The sequence below is a fragment of the Streptomyces sp. NPDC093510 genome (genome assembly GCF_040683555.1).
Lineage (GTDB): Bacteria > Actinomycetota > Actinomycetes > Streptomycetales > Streptomycetaceae > Streptomyces.
Map to the genome: position 1 here is coordinate 204,974 of NZ_JBFBEE010000017.1, position 16,553 is coordinate 221,526.

The following is a 16,553-nucleotide window of genomic DNA, read 5'->3' on the forward strand; positions in this document are numbered from 1 at the left end:
CACTTGTCCGCGATGAACGAGACAGCTCCTTTCCGCGTCCGCGCCGATATCGACCTCGCCGCCCTCCGCGCCAACGTGCGCGCGCTGCGCGCCCATGCGCCGGACGCCGCGTTCATGGCCGTGGTGAAGGCCGACGCGTACGGCCACGGAATGGTGCCCTGTGCCGAGGCCGCCCGTCAGGCGGGCGCCACCTGGATAGGCACCGCGACGCCCGAGGAGGCCCTGGCGCTGCGTGCCGCGGGCGTACCGGGGCGGATCATGTGCTGGCTGTGGACGCCGGGCGGGCCCTGGCGCGAGGGCGTCGAGGCCGATCTGGACATGTCGGTGAGCGCCCTGTGGGCGCTGGACGAGGTGACGGCCGCCGCCCGTGCGGCGGGGCGGACCGCGCGTATCCAGCTCAAGGCCGACACCGGCCTCGGGCGGAACGGCTGCATGCCGGCCGACTGGCCCGAGCTCGTCGACCGGGCCCTGCGCGCCGAGGCCGAGGGGCTGGTCAAGGTCACCGGGCTGTGGTCCCACTTCGCGTGCGCCGACGAGCCGGGGCACCCGTCGATCGCCGCCCAGCTGACGGTCTTCCGCGAGATGGTGGCGCAGGCCGAGGGCAGGGGCGTACGGCCCGAGGTGCGGCACATCGCCAACTCGCCGGGGACGCTCACGCTTCCTGAGACGCACTTCGATCTCGTACGGGTCGGCGTCGCCATGTACGGCATCTCGCCGAGCCCCGAGGTGGGCACCCCCGAGGACTTCGGGCTGCGGCCCGTCATGACGCTCACCGCCTCGCTCGCCCATGTGAAGCACGCCCCGGCAGGCCACGGCGTGAGCTACGGCCATCACTACGTCACCCCCGGTGAGACGACGCTCGGGCTGGTTCCCGCCGGGTACGGCGACGGCGTCCCGCGCCACGCCTCCGGCACGGGCCCGGTGCTCGTCGGCGGCAAGCTGCGGACGGTCGCCGGGCGGATCGCGATGGACCAGTTCGTGGTGGACCTCGGCGGGGACGAACCCGAAGTGGGCGCGGAGGCGGTCCTGTTCGGCCCCGGCGACCGCGGTGAGCCGACCGCCGAGGACTGGGCGCAGGCCGCGGGCACCATCGCGTACGAGATCGTCACCCGCATCGGATCGCGCGTCCCGCGCGTCTACGTGAACGAGCGGCCTGACGACTGACCGGGAACGGACGAGGAGCGGTACGTGAGCGAGAGCAGCGCGGGGGCCGCCGCGGCGGAAGCGGTGACGGAGGCCGCCGCCGCGGCGGGGAACTGGCGTCGGGCCGGGGTGGCGGGCGCCGCGATAGGCGTCATCGCCGCGGGCGCGGCCGCCGGTGTCGCCATAGAGCGGCTGACCGTCGGCCGCGGCATGCGCAAGAAGGCACGCCTCGCACTCGACGCCGCGGGGCCGTACGGGTCGCTGCGCGGCATGCCCGGCACGGCGTACGCGGACGACGGCACGGAGCTTTCGTACGAGGTCGAAGAGGTCGAGGACGACGGCGGCGAGGACCCGCGGAGGCGTCGGCTCTTCGGCCGCCGGGCCCCCGCGCCCGTCACCGTCGTCTTCAGCCACGGCTACTGCCTGAACCAGGACTCCTGGCACTTCCAGCGGGCGGACCTGCGCGGCGTCGTCCGTGCCGTCTACTGGGACCAGCGCAGCCATGCCCGTTCGGGGCGCGGGGTCGACCAGCTGGAGCACGGCGTGCCGGTCTCCATCGACCAGCTGGGGCGTGATCTGAAGGCCGTCATCGACGCCGCCGCGCCCGAGGGGCCGCTCGTCCTCGTCGGGCACTCCATGGGCGGCATGACGACCATGGCCCTCGCCGACCAGTTCCCGGAGCTCATCCGCGAGCGCGTGGTGGGCGTCGCCCTGGTGGGCACGTCGTCGGGGCAGCTCGGTCAGGTGAACTTCGGGCTCCCGGTGGCCGGGATGAACGCGGTGCGGCGGGTGCTGCCCGGCCTGCTGCGGGCGATGGGTTCGCAGGCCGAGCTGGTGGAGCGGGGGCGGCGGGCCACCGCGGACCTCTTCGCGGGTGTCATCAAGCGCTACTCGTTCTCGCGCAGGGACGTCGATCCGGCCATCGCGCGGTTCGCGGAGCGGATGATCGAGTCGACGCCGATCGACGTGGTCGCGGAGTTCTACCCGGCGTTCGCCGAGCACGACAAGGCGGACGCGCTCAAGCACTTCGCCGAGCTGCCGGTGCTCGTGCTGGCCGGGGAGAAGGACCTGGTCACGCCGAGCGAGCACAGCGAGGCGATCGCCCAGCGGCTGCCGGACGCCGAGCTGGTCCTGGTCCCCGACGCCGGACACCTGGTCATGCTGGAGCACCCCGAGGTGGTCATGGACCGCCTCGCGGATCTGCTGGTGCGGGCGGGTGCGGTCCCGGAGGCGGGCCGGGCGGGACGCACCGGCGGCGGCTGAGCGCGGGGGTTCCAGCCGCTACCGTGGGCGGTATGGAAGCACCGCACCACCAGGCCCCCGCCGCCACGCTCAAGATCACCGTCAACTCTCCCGAGCAGATGGGCGAGTTGGGCCGCCGCCTGGCCAAACTGCTGCGTCCGGGCGACCTTGTCATGCTCACCGGCGAGCTCGGCGCCGGGAAGACCACGCTGACCCGCGGCCTCGGTGAGGGCCTCGGAGTGCGCGGCGCCGTCACCTCCCCGACCTTCGTCATCGCCCGCGTGCACCCCCCGCTCGGCGAAGGGCCCGCGCTGGTCCACGTCGACGCGTACCGCCTGGGCGGCGGGCTCGACGAGATGGAGGACCTGGACCTCGACGTCTCCCTGCCCGAATCGGTGATCGTCGTGGAGTGGGGCGACGGCAAGGTCGAGGAGCTGTCGGAGGACCGGCTGCACGTCGTCATCGACCGTGCGGTGGGCGACACGACGGACGAGGTGCGCGAGGTGACGTTCACTGCCCTCGGCGAGCGGTGGGCGGACGCGGACCTGGCGGCACTGGGCGCCTGAGGTTCCATCGGACCCCACGACAACACCGCCGAGCCTCCCGGCCGGCGCCATCGAACCCCGCAGCCTCGGGCCGTTGCCCGGGGCTGTCCTCGTACGTTCGACCGAACGTTCCGACAAGGCGTCGGTAAAATGTTGCGTTGCGTGCGCCACCCGTGGTCACATGGATACCGGTGCTGGTTAGGTCTACCTAACTACGTCTGCCCCGGAGCCCCAGGAGGCATCCATGTCGGCTTCAGAACATGACGCACAGCCGCGGCGGAGGCGGCTGCCCGGACCGTCGGCCGCCGTGGACCCCGCGGGCCTCTCGCACGCCTCGGACCCCGCGCGGCCCTCGACCCTCGCCAACCTGTCGATGAGCGATCTGCTCGCGTCGTGCGCCGCCGCGAGCGCCGTCTCGACGCCTCCGCGCGACCCCGCCCCCAGGGGGAGTGCGCCCACGGAGCGGCGTCCGTCCCGCTGCTCAGGGAACGACTGATCAGGGAGGGAACGACTGATCAGGAACGACTGATCAGGGAACGACTGCTCAGGGAACGACGACGATCTTCTTGTCGCGCAGGGCGAACTCCCACATCGCGTCGCCGTGCGCGCGCGACTCGCGGATGCCGCCGGTCTTCTTCGACGGGTCCGGCTTCGGCGTCGAGCCGTCGACGGCCGCGCTGAAGCCGATCGCGACCCCGTCGTGGAGCGTGAAGACCACCACGTGCTCGATCGGCACCCCGTCCGTACCGGTGAGGCGGCCCGTCCGGGAGGTGACGGCGTACGTGCCGGGGGCGGGGTCTACCGTGCCCGGAGTCACCTGGAACGTGAGCTTCACCTTGCCGGACGCCTCGACGAGCCAGACGCGGTCGTCCTCCAGGGAGTAGACCACCCGCTCGCCGACTCCGGACCGCGCGGGCAGCGCCGTGGGGTTCTTCTTGTCCTTGGGGGAGTGCGAGGCCGACGCGGAGGGGGACTTGTCGGGCTTGGCCAGGCTGTCAGGGGCGCTGGCCGAGGCCTGGTAGGCGAGGAAGCCGACCGCGGCGAGCGCAGCGGCGGTGAGCCCGGCCACGAATCCCGAGCTGCTCCTTGACACCTTGCGCCACCCACCTCTTCGTACTGCGTACGGCTACGGAGTGACGGTAGCAGCAGGCACCCCACATCCCGGGTCGGCCGTGCGCCGGGCGCCGGAGCCGTAGGCTGTTCGCGTGCTCTTGCTCGCTCTGGATACCGCAACGCCCGCCGTCACCGTCGCCCTCCACGACGGCTCCTCCGTCATCGCGGAGTCGAGCCAGGTCGACGCCCGGCGCCACGGAGAACTGCTCCTGCCGGCCGTCGACCGCGTGCTCGCCGACGCAGGCCTGCGACTCGACGCCCTGACCGGCATCGTCGTCGGCGTGGGCCCCGGCCCCTACACCGGCCTCCGCGTCGGCCTGATGACCGCCGACACCTTCGGCCTCGCGCTCGGCGTCCCCGTGCACGGGGTGTGCACGCTGGACGGCCTCGCCTACGCATCCGGGATCGAAAGCGGCCCCTTCGTAGTGGCCACCGATGCCCGCCGCAAGGAGGTCTACTGGGCCCGCTACGACGACGTACGCACTCGTGCGAGTGATCCGGCCGTCGACCGGCCCGCGGACATCGCCGCCGAGGTCGAGGGAGTGCCCGCCGTCGGCGCCGGCGCGCTCCTCTACCCCGACACCTTCCCCGACGCCCGCGCCCCCGAGCACGTGTCGGCGGGCGCCCTCGCCTCGCTGGCCGCCGAGAAGCTGGCGGCGGGCGAGGAGCTCATGGAGCCCCGGCCGCTGTACCTGCGCAGGCCCGACGCGCAGGTCCCCAAGAACTACAAGGTGGTCACCCCCAAGTGACCACCGAGGCGACCCAGGCGACCGGCGGCGCCGTGCTGCGCGAGATGCGCTGGTGGGACATCGACCCGGTGTTCGTCCTGGAGAAGGAGCTCTTCCCGGACGACGCCTGGTCACGCGGCATGTTCTGGTCCGAGCTCGCCCACTCGCGCGGGCCCCTTGCCACCCGGCGCTACGTGGTCGCCATGGACGGCGACCGCCTCGTCGGCTACGCGGGTCTCGCCGCCTCCGGAGATCTCGCCGACGTCCAGACCATCGCCGTCGCCCGCGACCACTGGGGCACCGGGCTCGGCGCCCGGCTCCTCACCGACCTGCTCCAGGCCGCGACCGCCTTCGAGTGCGCCGAGGTCATGCTCGAGGTGCGGGTCGACAACACCCGGGCGCAGAAGCTGTACGAGCGCTTCGGCTTCGAGCCCATCGGCTTCCGGCGCGGCTACTACCAGCCCGGCAACGTGGACGCCCTGGTCATGCGCCGCACCGATCCCTCCACCCCCGTATCAGGCGTACAAGGAACCGAGATTCATGGCTGACTCGCGCGACGAACCCCTCGTCCTCGGCATCGAGACCTCCTGCGACGAGACCGGCGTCGGCATCGTCCGCGGCACCACCCTGCTCGCGGACGCCGTCGCCTCCAGCGTCGACGAGCACGCCCGCTTCGGCGGCGTCGTGCCCGAGGTCGCCTCCCGGGCGCACCTCGAAGCGATGGTGCCCACCATCGAGCGCGCCCTGAAGGAAGCGGGCGTGAGCGCGAAGGACCTCGACGGCATCGCGGTCACCGCGGGCCCCGGCCTCGCGGGCGCGCTGCTCGTCGGCGTCTCCGCCGCCAAGGCGTACGCGTACGCCCTCGGCAAGCCGCTCTACGGCGTCAACCACCTCGCCTCGCACATCTGCGTCGACCAGCTGGAGCACGGGCCGCTGCCCGAGCCGACCATGGCGCTCCTGGTGTCGGGCGGTCACTCCTCGCTGCTCCTGTCCACCGACATCACCTCGGACGTCCGGCCTCTCGGCTCGACGATCGACGACGCGGCGGGCGAGGCGTTCGACAAGATCGCGCGAGTGCTGAACCTGGGCTTCCCGGGCGGCCCCGTCATCGACCGGTACGCGCGCGAGGGCGACCCGGAGGCCATCGCGTTCCCGCGCGGGCTCACCGGGCCGCGCGACGCCCCGTACGACTTCTCCTTCTCCGGGCTCAAGACGTCCGTCGCCCGCTGGATCGAGGCGAAGCGGGCCGCGGGCGAGGAAGTGCCGGTGCGTGACGTGTCGGCGTCCTTCCAGGAGGCGGTCGTCGACGTGCTCACCCGCAAGGCCGTGCGGGCCTGCAAGGACGAGGGCGTCGACCACCTCATGATCGGCGGCGGCGTGGCGGCCAACTCGCGGCTGCGGGCGCTGGCGCAGGAGCGGTGCGAGAAGGCCGGGATCCGGCTGCGCGTGCCGCGCCCCAAGCTGTGTACGGACAACGGCGCGATGGTCGCGGCCCTCGGCGCGGAGATGGTGGCCCGCAACCGGGCGGCGTCGGCCTGGGACCTGTCGGCGGACTCGTCGCTTCCGGTGACGGAACCGCATGTGCCGGGACACACGCACTCCCACGACCACTCTCACGATCACGTGCATGAGGTCAGCAAGGAGAACCTGTACTCGTGACGGTCGCGCTGATGTGGGAGGCCCGGGCCGCCGAGGGGCGGGGCGCGGAGCTGCTCGCGTGGGCGAGGGCCCAGGAGCTCGACGGCACCCCGGTCCGCCGCGAGACGTTCCGGGCGCCGCAGGACCGGGTGCTCGTCATCACCTGGTGGAACGCCGCGTACGACGCCGAGCTGCCCGAACTTCCGGAGCCCGACGGGGGCCTGGTGACGCGGGCGGTGCACCGGTGGCGGTTCGAGTCGGTCGCCACGGACGGGTCCTAGTCAGTTCCCGGTGGGCTTTGTGTACGTCAGCAGACAGCGCCAGAAGAGGAGTTGGCGCACGCTGCTGCCGGGCAGGAGGCGGGCCGCCTCGGTGCGGATCTCGGGGAGCCTCATGTCCGGCTGCCGTACAGGGGCCTTGAGCGGGGGCTCGTGCGTGCCGCGCAGGCGCTCGGACGCGTACACCGTCATCCGGGCCACCGCGTTGGCGGGGGAGGCCGCGAGGTCCCACCAGGTCGTCCCGGCGTAGCAGCCGAGGACGAGCAGGGTGCCGCCCGGGGCGAGGGCGTCGCGCAGGCGCGTGAGCGTGTCGAACGGCATGTGGTGCAGACTCGCCAGGCAGGTGATGACGTCGTAGTGGGCCGCGGGGAGGACCTCCTTCGTCACGTCCGCCCGGCGGAAGCGGGGACCGCCGCCCGCCGCCTCCGCCTCGGCGATGACCTCCGCCGACGGGTCCAGCGCGTCGACCTCGTAGCCGCGGGCCGCGAGGCGGCGGGCGAAACGGCCCGTGCCGCAGCCGATGTCCAGGGCGGTGCGGCCGCCCGGCCGGCCGTTCGGTGAGCCCTCCGGCGGCAGGTTCCGCAGGAGCAGACGGTGGTAGTGGTCGTTGTGGTCGAAGGGCATGCGGCCGAGCCTCGCACACCCCTCCGGATCATCGTCGGCGTTCCGCCCGGCCCAGCAATCCGTCGATCACAGCGCCCAGTTGGCGTGCCACGTCGTAGTCGTCGGTCAGCTCCGACCAGCGGCCCGCCAGTGCCGTGAGGTGGGGAAGTTCGTCGGCGTCCGCGTCGGTGAGCATGTCGGGGAAGTAGCGCTTGCGGCCGGGGTCCTCGGCGCGGCGCTCCATGGCGTGGCGGAAGACGAGGTCTCCGTAGACGCAGTGCCAGACGGTCCGGTACGCGCGGACGGCGTCCGCGGGGGTGAGCCCGCAGTCGATGCCCGCGCCGACGATCTCCTCGACCATCCACAGCGCGCCCTTGTCGGTGAGGTCGCCGAGGCCGATCACCTCGACCACCCAGGGCATCCGCGCCAGCGCGCCGTGCATGTGCAGGGAGACGGCGAGGAGGCGGTCGCGCGGGTCGGCGGGCAGCTCGGGGCGGGGGACCGTGGCGGCCGTGCCGGAGAGCGTGAGCATCAGGAGGTCGTCCTTGTCGCGCACGTGGTGGTAGAGCGCCATCGGCGTCGTGCCGACCTCCTTGGCGACCCGGCGCATGCTCAGGGCCGCGACGCCCTCCTTCTCCAGGATGCGGCGGGCGGTCTCGACGATCGTCTCCGGGTCGATGCGGCGGGGGCGTCCCACGCGGCGCTTGGCCGGCTCCGGTTCTTTCTCTGCTGCCACCCGCCCATTGTCGTGCCTGTCCGCGGGGTGCGTGCCTGTCCGCGGTTGTGCGTGCCTGTCCGCGTGGTGCGGGCGGCCTGTCCGCGGGGTGCGTGCCTGTCCGCGCGAAAGGGCTTGCGGAGTTTCTATACGCGTATAGTAATGTCCGTCGCATGGTGCACAAGGTGAACTCGAATGCTCCCCAAGGGCGTTGGCTGCTGCCGGTGCTGCTCACCGTGCAGTTCCTCGTCTCCCTCGACATGTCCGTCGTCAACATCGCCCTGCCCGACATGGGCGACGACCTCGGCTTCGCCCCCGACTCGCTGCTCTGGGTCGTCAACGCCTACGCACTCGCCTTCGGCGGCCTGCTCATGCTCGGCGGGCGCCTCGCCGACCTGGTCGGTCGGCGGCGCACCCTCGTCCGGGGCTTCGTGCTCTTCGGCGCCGCGAGCCTCGCGGGCGGACTCGCCCTCACACCGGGGCAGCTCATCGCGGCGCGCGCGGTGCAGGGCGCGGGCGCGGCGGCCCTCGCGCCCGTCGCACTCGCCCTGATCACCGTCAACTACCCGGCGGGCCCGGCGCGGTCCCGGGCGCTCGGCCTGTGGGGCATCTCCGGCGCGCTCGGCGGCGCCGTCGGGATCATGGCGGGCGGCCTGCTCACCGACTGGGTCGGCTGGCGCTCCGTGATGCTCGTCAACGTCCCCGTGGTGCTCGCCGCGCTCCTCGCCGCACGCCACGGCGTGCCCGCCGACCGCCGCACCGGGCCCGCGCCCCGCCTCGACATCACGGGCGCCCTGCTCGTCACGGCGGGCATGACGCTGCTCGTGCTCGGCCTCGTGCGCACGGAGACGTACGCGTGGGGATCGGGCACCACCCTGGGCACCCTCGGCGCGGCGGCCGCGCTGCTCGGCGCCTTCGTCGCCGTCGAGGCCCGCAAGCGGGAGCCCCTGCTGCGGCTCGGCCTGCTCGGCACGGCACACCGGCCCGTGCTCTCCGCCAACGTCTTCGCGCTGCTGATGTCGTCGGGGCAGTTCGCCGCCTTCTACTTCACCTCGCTCTACCTGCAACAGGTGATGGGGTACGGGCCGACGGCGGCCGGCGCCGCGTTCCTGCCGTTCTGCGCGGGTGTCGTGGCCGGGTCGACGGTCGCGACCAAGGCCGTCGGGCGGCTCGGCGAGCGGACGCTGCTCGTGGCGGGCGGGCTGCTCGGGGCCGCCGGGTTCGGGTGGTTCGCGCTGACGGTCGAGGCGGGCGGCACGTTCCTGAGCTCCATCCTCGGGCCCTCGCTCGTCGCGAGCGTCGGCATCGGCATGTGCTTCGTGCCGCTGGGCACGGCGGCGACCAGCGGCGTCACCCCCGAGGAGACCGGCATGGCCTCCGGCCTGCTCAACAGCTCGCGCCAGCTCGGCGGCTCGCTGGGCCTCGCGGTCCTCGTGACGGTCGCCGCGAACGCCACGGGGCCGGAGCGGGGCCGGGACGCGCTCGCCGAGGGGCACGCGGCGGCCTTCGCGGTGTCGGCGGCCCTCCTGGCGGCGGCCGCCCTCGCGACGGCGGTGCTGCACGGACGCCGTACGCCCGCCCCGGCACCGCTGCGACCTGCGGAAACCCCCTCCGGCGCAGACACACGCGAAGAAACTTCGAAGAATCTCGGCGACGATGTCGAAACGGGCGTCTCCCGTTCGTCGCAAGGGTGAGAGGCGAGGAGAAGCCCCGCCGCCACCCGATGGGAGACCACCATGCCGCGCTACCTGACGCTGATCCGCATCGACGAGAACAACGTCCCCGAGGGCGGCCCGAGCCCCGAGCTGCAGGAGCGCATGGGCGCACTGCTCGAAGAGATCACCAAGGCCGGGGTGATGCTCGACACCGCGGGCCTGAAGCCGACCTCCGAAGGCACCCGCGTGACGTGGGACAAGGGCGAACTGTCCACCACCGACGGCCCCTTCACCGAGACCAAGGAGGTCATCGGCGGCTACTCGATCTGCCAGGCCAAGGACATGGCCGAGGCGGTCGAGTGGACCACACGGTTCCTCAAGACCCACGACGACTACTGGACGATCACCGCGGAGGTCCGGGAGATCGAGGGCTGAGCGCCACAGGCTCCGAGTGCCACAGGCTCCTAGTGCCACAGGCTCCTAGCGCCACAGGCTTCGAGAGCCGCCGAAGACCGGCGCGCGCCTTTGCGGGTCCCGTGCGGGGATGCTCTGATGGATGGCCGTGAGCCATCCGCCGGAGCAGCCCCGCCAGGTCATCGAGACCGTCTTCCGCATGGAGTCGCCGCGCATCATCGCCGGCGTCACGCGGATCGTACGGGACGTCGGCATCGCCGAGGAGCTGGCGCAGGACGCCCTGGTGGCGGCCCTCGAACGGTGGCCCGTGGAGGGCGTCCCCGACAACCCGGGCGCCTGGCTCATGGCCACCGCCCGGCACCGCGCCATCGACCTGGTGCGCCGCCGCGAGCGCTACGCCCAGAAGCTCGCTGAGGTCGGCCGCGACCTGGAGACCACGGCGCCCCACGTCGACGAGACCGCCGGCCTCGCCGACCCCGAGGCCATCGACGACGACCTGCTGCGCCTCGTCTTCACGGCCTGCCACCCGGTGCTCTCCGCCGAGTCCCGCGTAGCGCTCACGCTGCGCCTGCTCGGCGGCCTGACCACCGGGGAGATCGCCCGCGCGGTGCTGGCCTCCGAGTCGGCCGTGGCGCAGCGGATCGTGCGCGCCAAGCGGGCCCTCGCCGCCGGGGGCATCGCCTTCGAGGTCCCCTACGGCCCGGACCGCGAGGCCCGCCTCGGCTCGGTCCTCGAAGTCATCTACCTGATCTTCAACGAGGGGTACGCCGCCACGGCGGGGGACGATCTGCTGCGCCCCGCCCTGTGCGAGGACGCGCTGCGCCTGGCCCGGGTGCTCGCCGCCCTGATGCCCGGGGAGTCCGAGGCGCACGGCCTCGCCGCGCTCCTCGAGCTGCAGGCCTCGCGCACGGCGGCGCGCACGGGCCCGTCCGGTGAGGCGGTGCTGCTCAAGGACCAGAACCGGACCCGCTGGAACCGGATGCTGATCCGGCGTGGGTTCGCCGCCCTGGCGCGGGCGCAGAGCATGGCGGCCTCACCCGCCGGAGGGCTCGGCCCGTACGCCTTGCAGGCCGCGATCGCCGCCTGCCACGCGCACGCGCACACCTACGAGGACACCGACTGGCAGCAGATCGCCGTCCTCTACGGCCTGCTCGCCGCCCGCGCCCCGTCCCCGGTCGTCGAGCTGAACCGCGCGGTCGCGGTCGCGATGGCGCAGGGTTCGGAGGCCGGCCTGGTCCTGGTCGACGCGCTCGCCTCCGAAGCCGCCCTGCGCGACTACCACTTGCTGCCCAGCGTGCGCGGCGACCTCCTGGCACGGCTCGGCCGGAAGGCGGAGGCCCGCGCGGAGTTCGAGCGGGCCGCCGCCCTGGCACGGAACATGCGGGAGCGCGAACTGCTGCTGGAACGGGCGGCCGGCTGCTAGGACGCCAGGACGCTATGTGCCTGTGGTGACCGGGTGGCCGATCAGCATGGTCGGGGCGCCCGCGACCCGCGTCAGGAAGACGGTCGCCGCGTTCTTGCCCTGCGGTTTCACCTTGCGCCGCAGCTCCTCCGGCTCGACGGCGGAGCCGCGCTTCTTCACGGTGAGGATGCCGACCCCGCGCTCCCGCAGCAGCGCCTTCAGCTTCTTCACGTTGAAGGGGAGCCGGTCGGTGATCTCGTACGCGGTGGCGTACGGAGTGTCGTGCCGGGCGTCAGAAGTGACGTACGCGATGGTCTCGTCGATGAGGCCGCCCTCGACGCGCGCGGCGACCTCGGCGACCAGGTGCGCGCGGATGACGGCGCCGTCCGGCTCGTACAAGTAGCGCCCGACGGGACGCACCTCGGGGTCCGGCAGCATCTCGGCGAGCGAGGTCCACAGGGAGACGCCGCCGGGCAGGAGCGTCGCGCGGTGCGAGGCGGGGGTGGCGGTGCCGAACCACAGCACGGCCTCCTTCACGTCGCCGCCGTCCGAGATCCACTCGGCCCCGGCCTCGGCGGGGATCGCCTCGTGCGGGATGCCGGGCGCGATCTTCAGCGCGGCGAGCGGGGCCTCGAGCGCGGCGCCGATCGCCCAGGACAGGGGCGGGGAGTAGGCCTCCGGGTCGAAGATCCGGCCGCGCCCGCCCCGGCGCGCCGGGTCCACGAAGACGGCGTCGTACGCGGACGTGTCCACCTCGGTGACATCGGCCTCCCGCACCTCGATGAGGCCGGCGAGCCCGAGCGCGTCGGCGTTGGCGCGGGCGACCGCGCAGGTCAGCGGGTCACGGTCGACGGCGAGCACGGAGATCCCGGCCCGCGCGAGGGCGATGGCGTCGCCGCCGATGCCGCAGCAGAGGTCGGCGAGCGACCGTACGCCGAGGGCCCGGAAGCTCGTGGCGCGGTGGGCGGCGACGGAGGCGCGCGTGGACTGCTCGACGCCGTTGGGCGTGAAGAACATCCGGGCCGCGTCCTCGGCGCCGAACTTCGCCGCTGCCCGTCGGCGCAACCGGGCCTGGGCGAGGGCGGCGGAGACCAGGGGCGCGGGGTACGTGCGGCGCAGCCGGGTGGCGGCGGCGAGCTCCTGCGCGGGCTCCACGTCCCGCACCTCGTCGAGCAGCGCCCGGCCCTCCTCGGTGCGCAGGGCGGCGAAGGCGGCGAGGGGGTCGCCGAGGTCGGTCTCGTGGGCGCTCGGCGTGTTCGGGTCGTTCACCTGCCCCATTGTGGGCCAGTCGGTGGATGGTGCGCCGCCGGTGGCGGTGTCGGGCCCTCGGTACGGCCTTGAGCTGCGAGGATCCGGCGCCATGCAACTAGTACGACAAAAGGGGAAATCGGCCGGAAGGCGGAAGAACCAGACGCGCGCATTGGTGGCCGTCCTGACCGTCGCGGCGATCGCTCCGGGCTGCGCCTCCGGAGGCGACTCCGACGGCGTGGAACCCGCCCACGGCCAGCAGCCGCTCAAGGCCCCGCCCGCCCGCGCCCTCGACTCCTACGCCCAGAGACTCGGCGCGGCCCAGGCGGCACGGGTCGCGGCGGCCAAGCGCTGGGGCCTGGCCAGGACCCCGCTGGCGGCGCCCCCGCCGCCCGTGGCCAAGCCGCGGATCACCACCCGCAAGGGCTTCGAGGTGAAGGGCCAGGCGAGCCTGCCGCCGGTCTTCACGACGATCCCCACCAAGAAGAAGGTCGTCTTCCTGACCATCGACGACGGCGCAGAGAAGGACCCCGCGCTGCTGAGGATGATGAGCGACCTGCGCATCCCGTACACCGCCTTCCTCAGCGACTACCTGGTCAAGGAGGACTACGCCTACTTCAAGAAGATGCAGGCCCGCGGCGTCTCCCTGAACAACCACACCCTCAACCACCGCTACATGCCCGGACTCTCGTACGAGCGTCAGCGCCGCGAGATCTGCGGCATGCAGGACACCATCCACAAGCGCTACGGCAAACGCCCCGAGCTCTTCCGCCCGCCGTACGGCAACTACAACGAGGACACCCTGCGCGCCGCCAAGTCCTGCGGGATCAAGGCGGTGCCGCTGTGGGCGTCCGAGGCCTTCGCCGACCACATGGAGTGGCGCGAGTGGGACAAGGACCTGCATCCCGGCGACATCATCCTCACGCATTTCCGGGGGCGTGAGGACTGGAAGGGCACCATGCCCGACATGGTCCGCCGCGTCATGAAGACGGTCACCGACAAGGGGTACGCCGTGGCCAGGCTGGATGACTACCTGTGATCCCCCGGGCGCGAGCGCGCCGCCGCCTCCTCGCGGGGGCCCTCCTGTGCGGAGCGCTCGCGCCCGCACTGCTCACGGGCTGCGCGGATTCGGTGGACCCGATCGAGCGACTGGGCAGAAAGGCAGCGGAGAAGCTCCCCTCCCGCAAGCCCACTGTCACGGGTGAGCCGGGTCTCCTCCGCTGTGGGCAGGCGTCCCGCTGGGGGTCCCCCCAGGCCCTTGAGGCACTGGGGGAGGGACGGGTGGGCACAGCCCCCGGTGCCGAGCACCAGGAACCGAGGCGCCCCCCTGTCGCCGACAGGGAACCCAGAACGACCGCGACCCGTTGCCCCGAAGGGGTGCCTCACACCCCACCCCGCTGACGCCCGGCGCGCAGCCGATTGGCACTCCGCTTGACCGAGTGCTAATCCCCGTCCTAGTCTCACTTCTGGCACTCCCCACTGGAGAGTGCCAACAGCGACGGGCAGGTCCGGCACCCGCGACGACGGATCCACCTGGTCGCCACACCTCAGACTCTTAACCCCGTGAGATCTCCGAAGGGGGAGACCGGATCGTGACGACCGCCAGCTCCAAGGTTGCCATCAAGCCGCTTGAGGACCGCATTGTGGTCCAGCCGCTCGACGCCGAGCAGACCACGGCCTCCGGCCTGGTCATTCCGGACACCGCGAAGGAGAAGCCCCAGGAGGGTGCTGTCCTCGCCGTGGGCCCGGGCCGCTTCGAGAACGGCGAGCGCCTGCCGCTCGACGTGAAGGTCGGCGATGTCGTGCTGTACAGCAAGTACGGCGGCACCGAGGTGAAGTACAACGGTGACGAGTACCTCGTCCTCTCGGCCCGCGACGTGCTCGCGATCGTCGAGAAGTAATTCACCCAGCAGATTTGCTTTCTGAGCTGCGCCCCTGGTCACCCCGCTGATTGCCGGGCGGCGAGGGGCGTAGTTCGTTACAACCGAGTTTTCGAGAGGGCTGAATCGCTCCCATGGCGAAGATCCTGAAGTTCGACGAGGACGCCCGTCGCGCCCTTGAGCGCGGCGTCAACAAGCTTGCCGACACGGTCAAGGTGACGATCGGCCCCCGCGGCCGCAACGTCGTCATCGACAAGAAGTTCGGCGCCCCCACCATCACCAACGACGGTGTCACGATCGCCCGCGAGGTCGAGATCGACGACCCGTACGAGAACCTCGGCGCCCAGCTGGTGAAGGAGGTGGCGACCAAGACCAACGACATCGCTGGTGACGGCACCACCACCGCCACCGTGCTCGCCCAGGCCCTGGTCAAGGAAGGCCTGCGCAACGTCGCCGCCGGCGCCTCCCCGGCCGCCCTGAAGAAGGGCATCGACGCCGCCGTCGCGGCCGTCTCCGAGGAGCTCCTCGCCACCGCCCGCCCGATCGACGACAAGGCCGACATCGCGGCCGTCGCCGGTCTGTCGGCCCAGGACCCGCAGGTCGGCGAGCTCATCGCCGAGGCGATGGACAAGGTCGGCAAGGACGGTGTCATCACCGTCGAGGAGTCCAACACCTTCGGCCTGGAGCTCGACTTCACCGAGGGCATGGCCTTCGACAAGGGCTACCTGTCGCCGTACATGGTGTCCGACCAGGAGCGTATGGAGGCCGTCCTCGACGACCCGTACATCCTGATCCACCAGGGCAAGATCTCGTCGATCCAGGACCTGCTGCCGCTGCTGGAGAAGGTCATCCAGGCCAACTCCTCGAAGCCGCTCCTGATCATCGCCGAGGACGTCGAGGGCGAGGCCCTGTCGACCCTGGTCGTGAACAAGATCCGCGGCACCTTCAACGCCGTCGCGGTGAAGGCCCCCGGCTTCGGCGACCGCCGCAAGGCGATGCTCGGCGACATGGCCACCCTCACCGGTGCCACCGTCATCGCCGAGGAGGTCGGCCTCAAGCTCGACCAGGTCGGCCTCGACGTGCTCGGCACCGCCCGCCGCGTCACCATCACCAAGGACGACACCACGATCGTCGACGGCGGCGGCAACAAGGCCGACGCCGACGCCCGCGTCGCCCAGATCAAGGCCGAGATCGACGCCACGGACTCCGACTGGGACCGCGAGAAGCTCCAGGAGCGCCTCGCGAAGCTGGCCGGCGGCGTGTGCGTCATCAAGGTCGGCGCCGCCACCGAGGTGGAGCTGAAGGAGAAGAAGCACCGTCTGGAGGACGCCATCTCCGCGACCCGCGCCGCGGTCGAGGAGGGCATCGTCTCCGGTGGTGGCTCCGCTCTGGTCCACGCCGTCAAGGTCCTCGAGGGCAACCTCGGCAAGGAGGGCGACGAGGCCACCGGTGTCGCCGTCGTCCGCCGCGCCGCCGTCGAGCCGCTGCGCTGGATCGCCGAGAACGCCGGCCTCGAGGGCTACGTCATCACCTCGAAGGTCGCCGAGCTCGAGAAGAACTTCGGCTTCAACGCCGCGACCGGCGAGTACGGCGACCTGGTCAAGGCCGGCGTCATCGACCCGGTCAAGGTCACCCGCTCCGCCCTGGAGAACGCCGCGTCCATCGCCTCCCTGCTCCTCACGACCGAGACCCTGGTCGTCGAGAAGCCGGCGGAGGAAGAGGCCGAGGCCGGTCACAGCCACGGCCACGGTCACTCGCACTGACCCGCTGCGCTCGGCTTGAACGGTGACTGAGGCCCGGCTCCCTTTGCGGGGGAGCCGGGCCTCAGCCCGTTCCGGGGTCGCGTGTGCCGGGTTGCTCTTTGTCTGCCGGGTGCGGGTTTTCTCCGGCTGGTCGCGCAGTTCCCCGCGCCCCTGAAGGGGCGCTCAGCCGAGCGCCTGTCAGGGGCG

At 72.3% G+C, this 16,553-nt stretch carries 18 protein-coding genes; 14 read left to right on the top strand and 4 right to left on the bottom strand.

Going from position 1 to position 16,553, the window contains the following annotated elements; genetic code table 11:
• The first annotated feature begins 12 nt into the window (after positions 1-12).
• The 4 genes from alr (at position 13) to AB0N81_RS27360 (ending at position 3,426) form a co-directional block, all read left to right on the top strand.
• Positions 13-1,164, top strand: coding sequence for an alanine racemase (gene alr / locus AB0N81_RS27345; protein ID WP_365362739.1), 1,152 nt, complete (start codon positions 13-15; stop codon positions 1,162-1,164).
• Between the two features lie 24 nt (positions 1,165-1,188).
• Positions 1,189-2,406, top strand: a complete 1,218-nt coding sequence (locus tag AB0N81_RS27350) for an alpha/beta hydrolase (protein ID WP_365362741.1) — start codon at positions 1,189-1,191, stop codon at positions 2,404-2,406.
• Positions 2,407-2,438: 32 nt separating this feature from the next.
• Entirely contained in the window at positions 2,439-2,951 is a 513-nt protein-coding gene (gene tsaE / locus AB0N81_RS27355) for a tRNA (adenosine(37)-N6)-threonylcarbamoyltransferase complex ATPase subunit type 1 TsaE (RefSeq protein WP_365362743.1), read from the top strand.
• Positions 2,952-3,174: 223 nt separating this feature from the next.
• On the top strand, positions 3,175-3,426 hold the full coding sequence (locus AB0N81_RS27360) for a hypothetical protein (protein WP_365362745.1): 252 nt from the start codon (positions 3,175-3,177) through the stop codon (positions 3,424-3,426).
• Positions 3,427-3,474: 48 nt separating this feature from the next.
• On the opposite strand, the gene AB0N81_RS27365 is transcribed toward AB0N81_RS27360, so the two are convergent.
• Entirely contained in the window at positions 3,475-4,023 is a 549-nt protein-coding gene (locus tag AB0N81_RS27365; RefSeq protein ID WP_365362747.1) for a hypothetical protein, read from the bottom strand.
• Positions 4,024-4,135: 112 nt separating this feature from the next.
• Between AB0N81_RS27365 and tsaB the strand changes: the two genes are divergently transcribed.
• From tsaB to AB0N81_RS27385, 4 genes are read left to right on the top strand one after another with little or no spacing between them, the layout of a single operon-like run.
• Entirely contained in the window at positions 4,136-4,792 is a 657-nt protein-coding gene (tsaB, locus tag AB0N81_RS27370; RefSeq protein WP_365362749.1) for a tRNA (adenosine(37)-N6)-threonylcarbamoyltransferase complex dimerization subunit type 1 TsaB, read from the top strand.
• A 44-nt stretch (positions 4,793-4,836) separates the two neighbouring features.
• Positions 4,837-5,319, top strand: a complete 483-nt coding sequence (gene rimI, locus AB0N81_RS27375) for a ribosomal protein S18-alanine N-acetyltransferase (protein ID WP_365362791.1) — start codon at positions 4,837-4,839, stop codon at positions 5,317-5,319.
• Complete coding sequence (gene tsaD, locus AB0N81_RS27380; protein WP_365362751.1) at positions 5,312-6,430, top strand: tRNA (adenosine(37)-N6)-threonylcarbamoyltransferase complex transferase subunit TsaD; 1,119 nt, start codon at positions 5,312-5,314, stop codon at positions 6,428-6,430. Before rimI ends, tsaD begins: the two co-directional genes overlap by 8 nt.
• A complete protein-coding gene (locus AB0N81_RS27385; protein WP_365362753.1) occupies positions 6,427-6,690 on the top strand; it encodes a hypothetical protein in 264 nt (87 codons plus the stop codon). The genes tsaD and AB0N81_RS27385 overlap by 4 nt, the downstream gene beginning before the upstream one ends.
• Here AB0N81_RS27385 and AB0N81_RS27390 read toward each other — a convergent pair whose 3' ends face one another.
• The gene (locus AB0N81_RS27390; protein WP_365362755.1) at positions 6,691-7,311 is read right to left on the bottom strand and encodes a class I SAM-dependent methyltransferase; all 621 of its coding nucleotides are present in this window, start codon (positions 7,309-7,311) and stop codon (positions 6,691-6,693) included.
• A gap of 28 nt (positions 7,312-7,339) precedes the next feature.
• Complete coding sequence (locus AB0N81_RS27395) at positions 7,340-8,026, bottom strand: helix-turn-helix domain-containing protein (protein WP_365362757.1); 687 nt, start codon at positions 8,024-8,026, stop codon at positions 7,340-7,342.
• A gap of 152 nt (positions 8,027-8,178) precedes the next feature.
• Between AB0N81_RS27395 and AB0N81_RS27400 the strand changes: the two genes are divergently transcribed.
• From AB0N81_RS27400 to AB0N81_RS27410, 3 genes are all read left to right on the top strand, one after another.
• Positions 8,179-9,699 (top strand): MFS transporter, encoded by a 1,521-nt coding sequence (locus AB0N81_RS27400; RefSeq protein ID WP_365362759.1) that lies wholly within the window; start codon positions 8,179-8,181, stop codon positions 9,697-9,699.
• A 42-nt stretch (positions 9,700-9,741) separates the two neighbouring features.
• Positions 9,742-10,095, top strand: a complete 354-nt coding sequence (locus AB0N81_RS27405) for a YciI family protein (RefSeq protein ID WP_365362761.1) — start codon at positions 9,742-9,744, stop codon at positions 10,093-10,095.
• 121 nt (positions 10,096-10,216) lie between these two features.
• Positions 10,217-11,497 carry a DUF6596 domain-containing protein gene (locus AB0N81_RS27410; RefSeq protein ID WP_365362763.1) on the top strand — a complete coding sequence of 427 codons (1,281 nt, stop codon included), beginning with the start codon at positions 10,217-10,219 and terminating at the stop codon, positions 11,495-11,497.
• A 12-nt stretch (positions 11,498-11,509) separates the two neighbouring features.
• Here AB0N81_RS27410 and AB0N81_RS27415 read toward each other — a convergent pair whose 3' ends face one another.
• Positions 11,510-12,754, bottom strand: a complete 1,245-nt coding sequence (locus tag AB0N81_RS27415; protein ID WP_365362765.1) for a methyltransferase domain-containing protein — start codon at positions 12,752-12,754, stop codon at positions 11,510-11,512.
• An 82-nt stretch (positions 12,755-12,836) separates the two neighbouring features.
• On the opposite strand from AB0N81_RS27415, the gene AB0N81_RS27420 reads away from it, so the two are divergent.
• From AB0N81_RS27420 to groL, 3 genes are all read left to right on the top strand, one after another.
• Positions 12,837-13,763: a polysaccharide deacetylase family protein gene (locus tag AB0N81_RS27420; RefSeq protein ID WP_365362767.1), complete on the top strand. Its 927-nt coding sequence runs from the start codon at positions 12,837-12,839 to the stop codon at positions 13,761-13,763.
• A gap of 553 nt (positions 13,764-14,316) precedes the next feature.
• Positions 14,317-14,625 (top strand): co-chaperone GroES, encoded by a 309-nt coding sequence (gene groES / locus AB0N81_RS27425; protein ID WP_006347174.1) that lies wholly within the window; start codon positions 14,317-14,319, stop codon positions 14,623-14,625.
• 113 nt (positions 14,626-14,738) lie between these two features.
• Complete coding sequence (gene groL, locus AB0N81_RS27430) at positions 14,739-16,367, top strand: chaperonin GroEL (protein WP_365362769.1); 1,629 nt, start codon at positions 14,739-14,741, stop codon at positions 16,365-16,367.
• Positions 16,368-16,553 lie beyond the last annotated feature (186 nt).

What these genes read in the sequence shown, in the direction of transcription:
- alr (WP_365362739.1), top strand. Translation starts at nt 13, where the DNA reads ATGAACGAGACAGCTCCTTTCCGCGTCCGCGCCGATATCGACCTCGCC.
- tsaE (WP_365362743.1), top strand. Translation starts at nt 2,439, where the DNA reads ATGGAAGCACCGCACCACCAGGCCCCCGCCGCCACGCTCAAGATCACC.
- AB0N81_RS27360 (WP_365362745.1), top strand. Translation starts at nt 3,175, where the DNA reads ATGTCGGCTTCAGAACATGACGCACAGCCGCGGCGGAGGCGGCTGCCC.
- rimI (WP_365362791.1), top strand. Translation starts at nt 4,837, where the DNA reads ATGCGCTGGTGGGACATCGACCCGGTGTTCGTCCTGGAGAAGGAGCTC.
- tsaD (WP_365362751.1), top strand. Translation starts at nt 5,312, where the DNA reads ATGGCTGACTCGCGCGACGAACCCCTCGTCCTCGGCATCGAGACCTCC.
- AB0N81_RS27390 (WP_365362755.1), bottom strand. Translation starts at nt 7,311, where the DNA reads ATGCCCTTCGACCACAACGACCACTACCACCGTCTGCTCCTGCGGAAC.
- AB0N81_RS27400 (WP_365362759.1), top strand. Translation starts at nt 8,179, where the DNA reads ATGGTGCACAAGGTGAACTCGAATGCTCCCCAAGGGCGTTGGCTGCTG.
- AB0N81_RS27405 (WP_365362761.1), top strand. Translation starts at nt 9,742, where the DNA reads ATGCCGCGCTACCTGACGCTGATCCGCATCGACGAGAACAACGTCCCC.
- AB0N81_RS27410 (WP_365362763.1), top strand. Translation starts at nt 10,217, where the DNA reads ATGGCCGTGAGCCATCCGCCGGAGCAGCCCCGCCAGGTCATCGAGACC.
- AB0N81_RS27415 (WP_365362765.1), bottom strand. Translation starts at nt 12,754, where the DNA reads ATGGGGCAGGTGAACGACCCGAACACGCCGAGCGCCCACGAGACCGAC.
- AB0N81_RS27420 (WP_365362767.1), top strand. Translation starts at nt 12,837, where the DNA reads ATGCAACTAGTACGACAAAAGGGGAAATCGGCCGGAAGGCGGAAGAAC.
- groL (WP_365362769.1), top strand. Translation starts at nt 14,739, where the DNA reads ATGGCGAAGATCCTGAAGTTCGACGAGGACGCCCGTCGCGCCCTTGAG.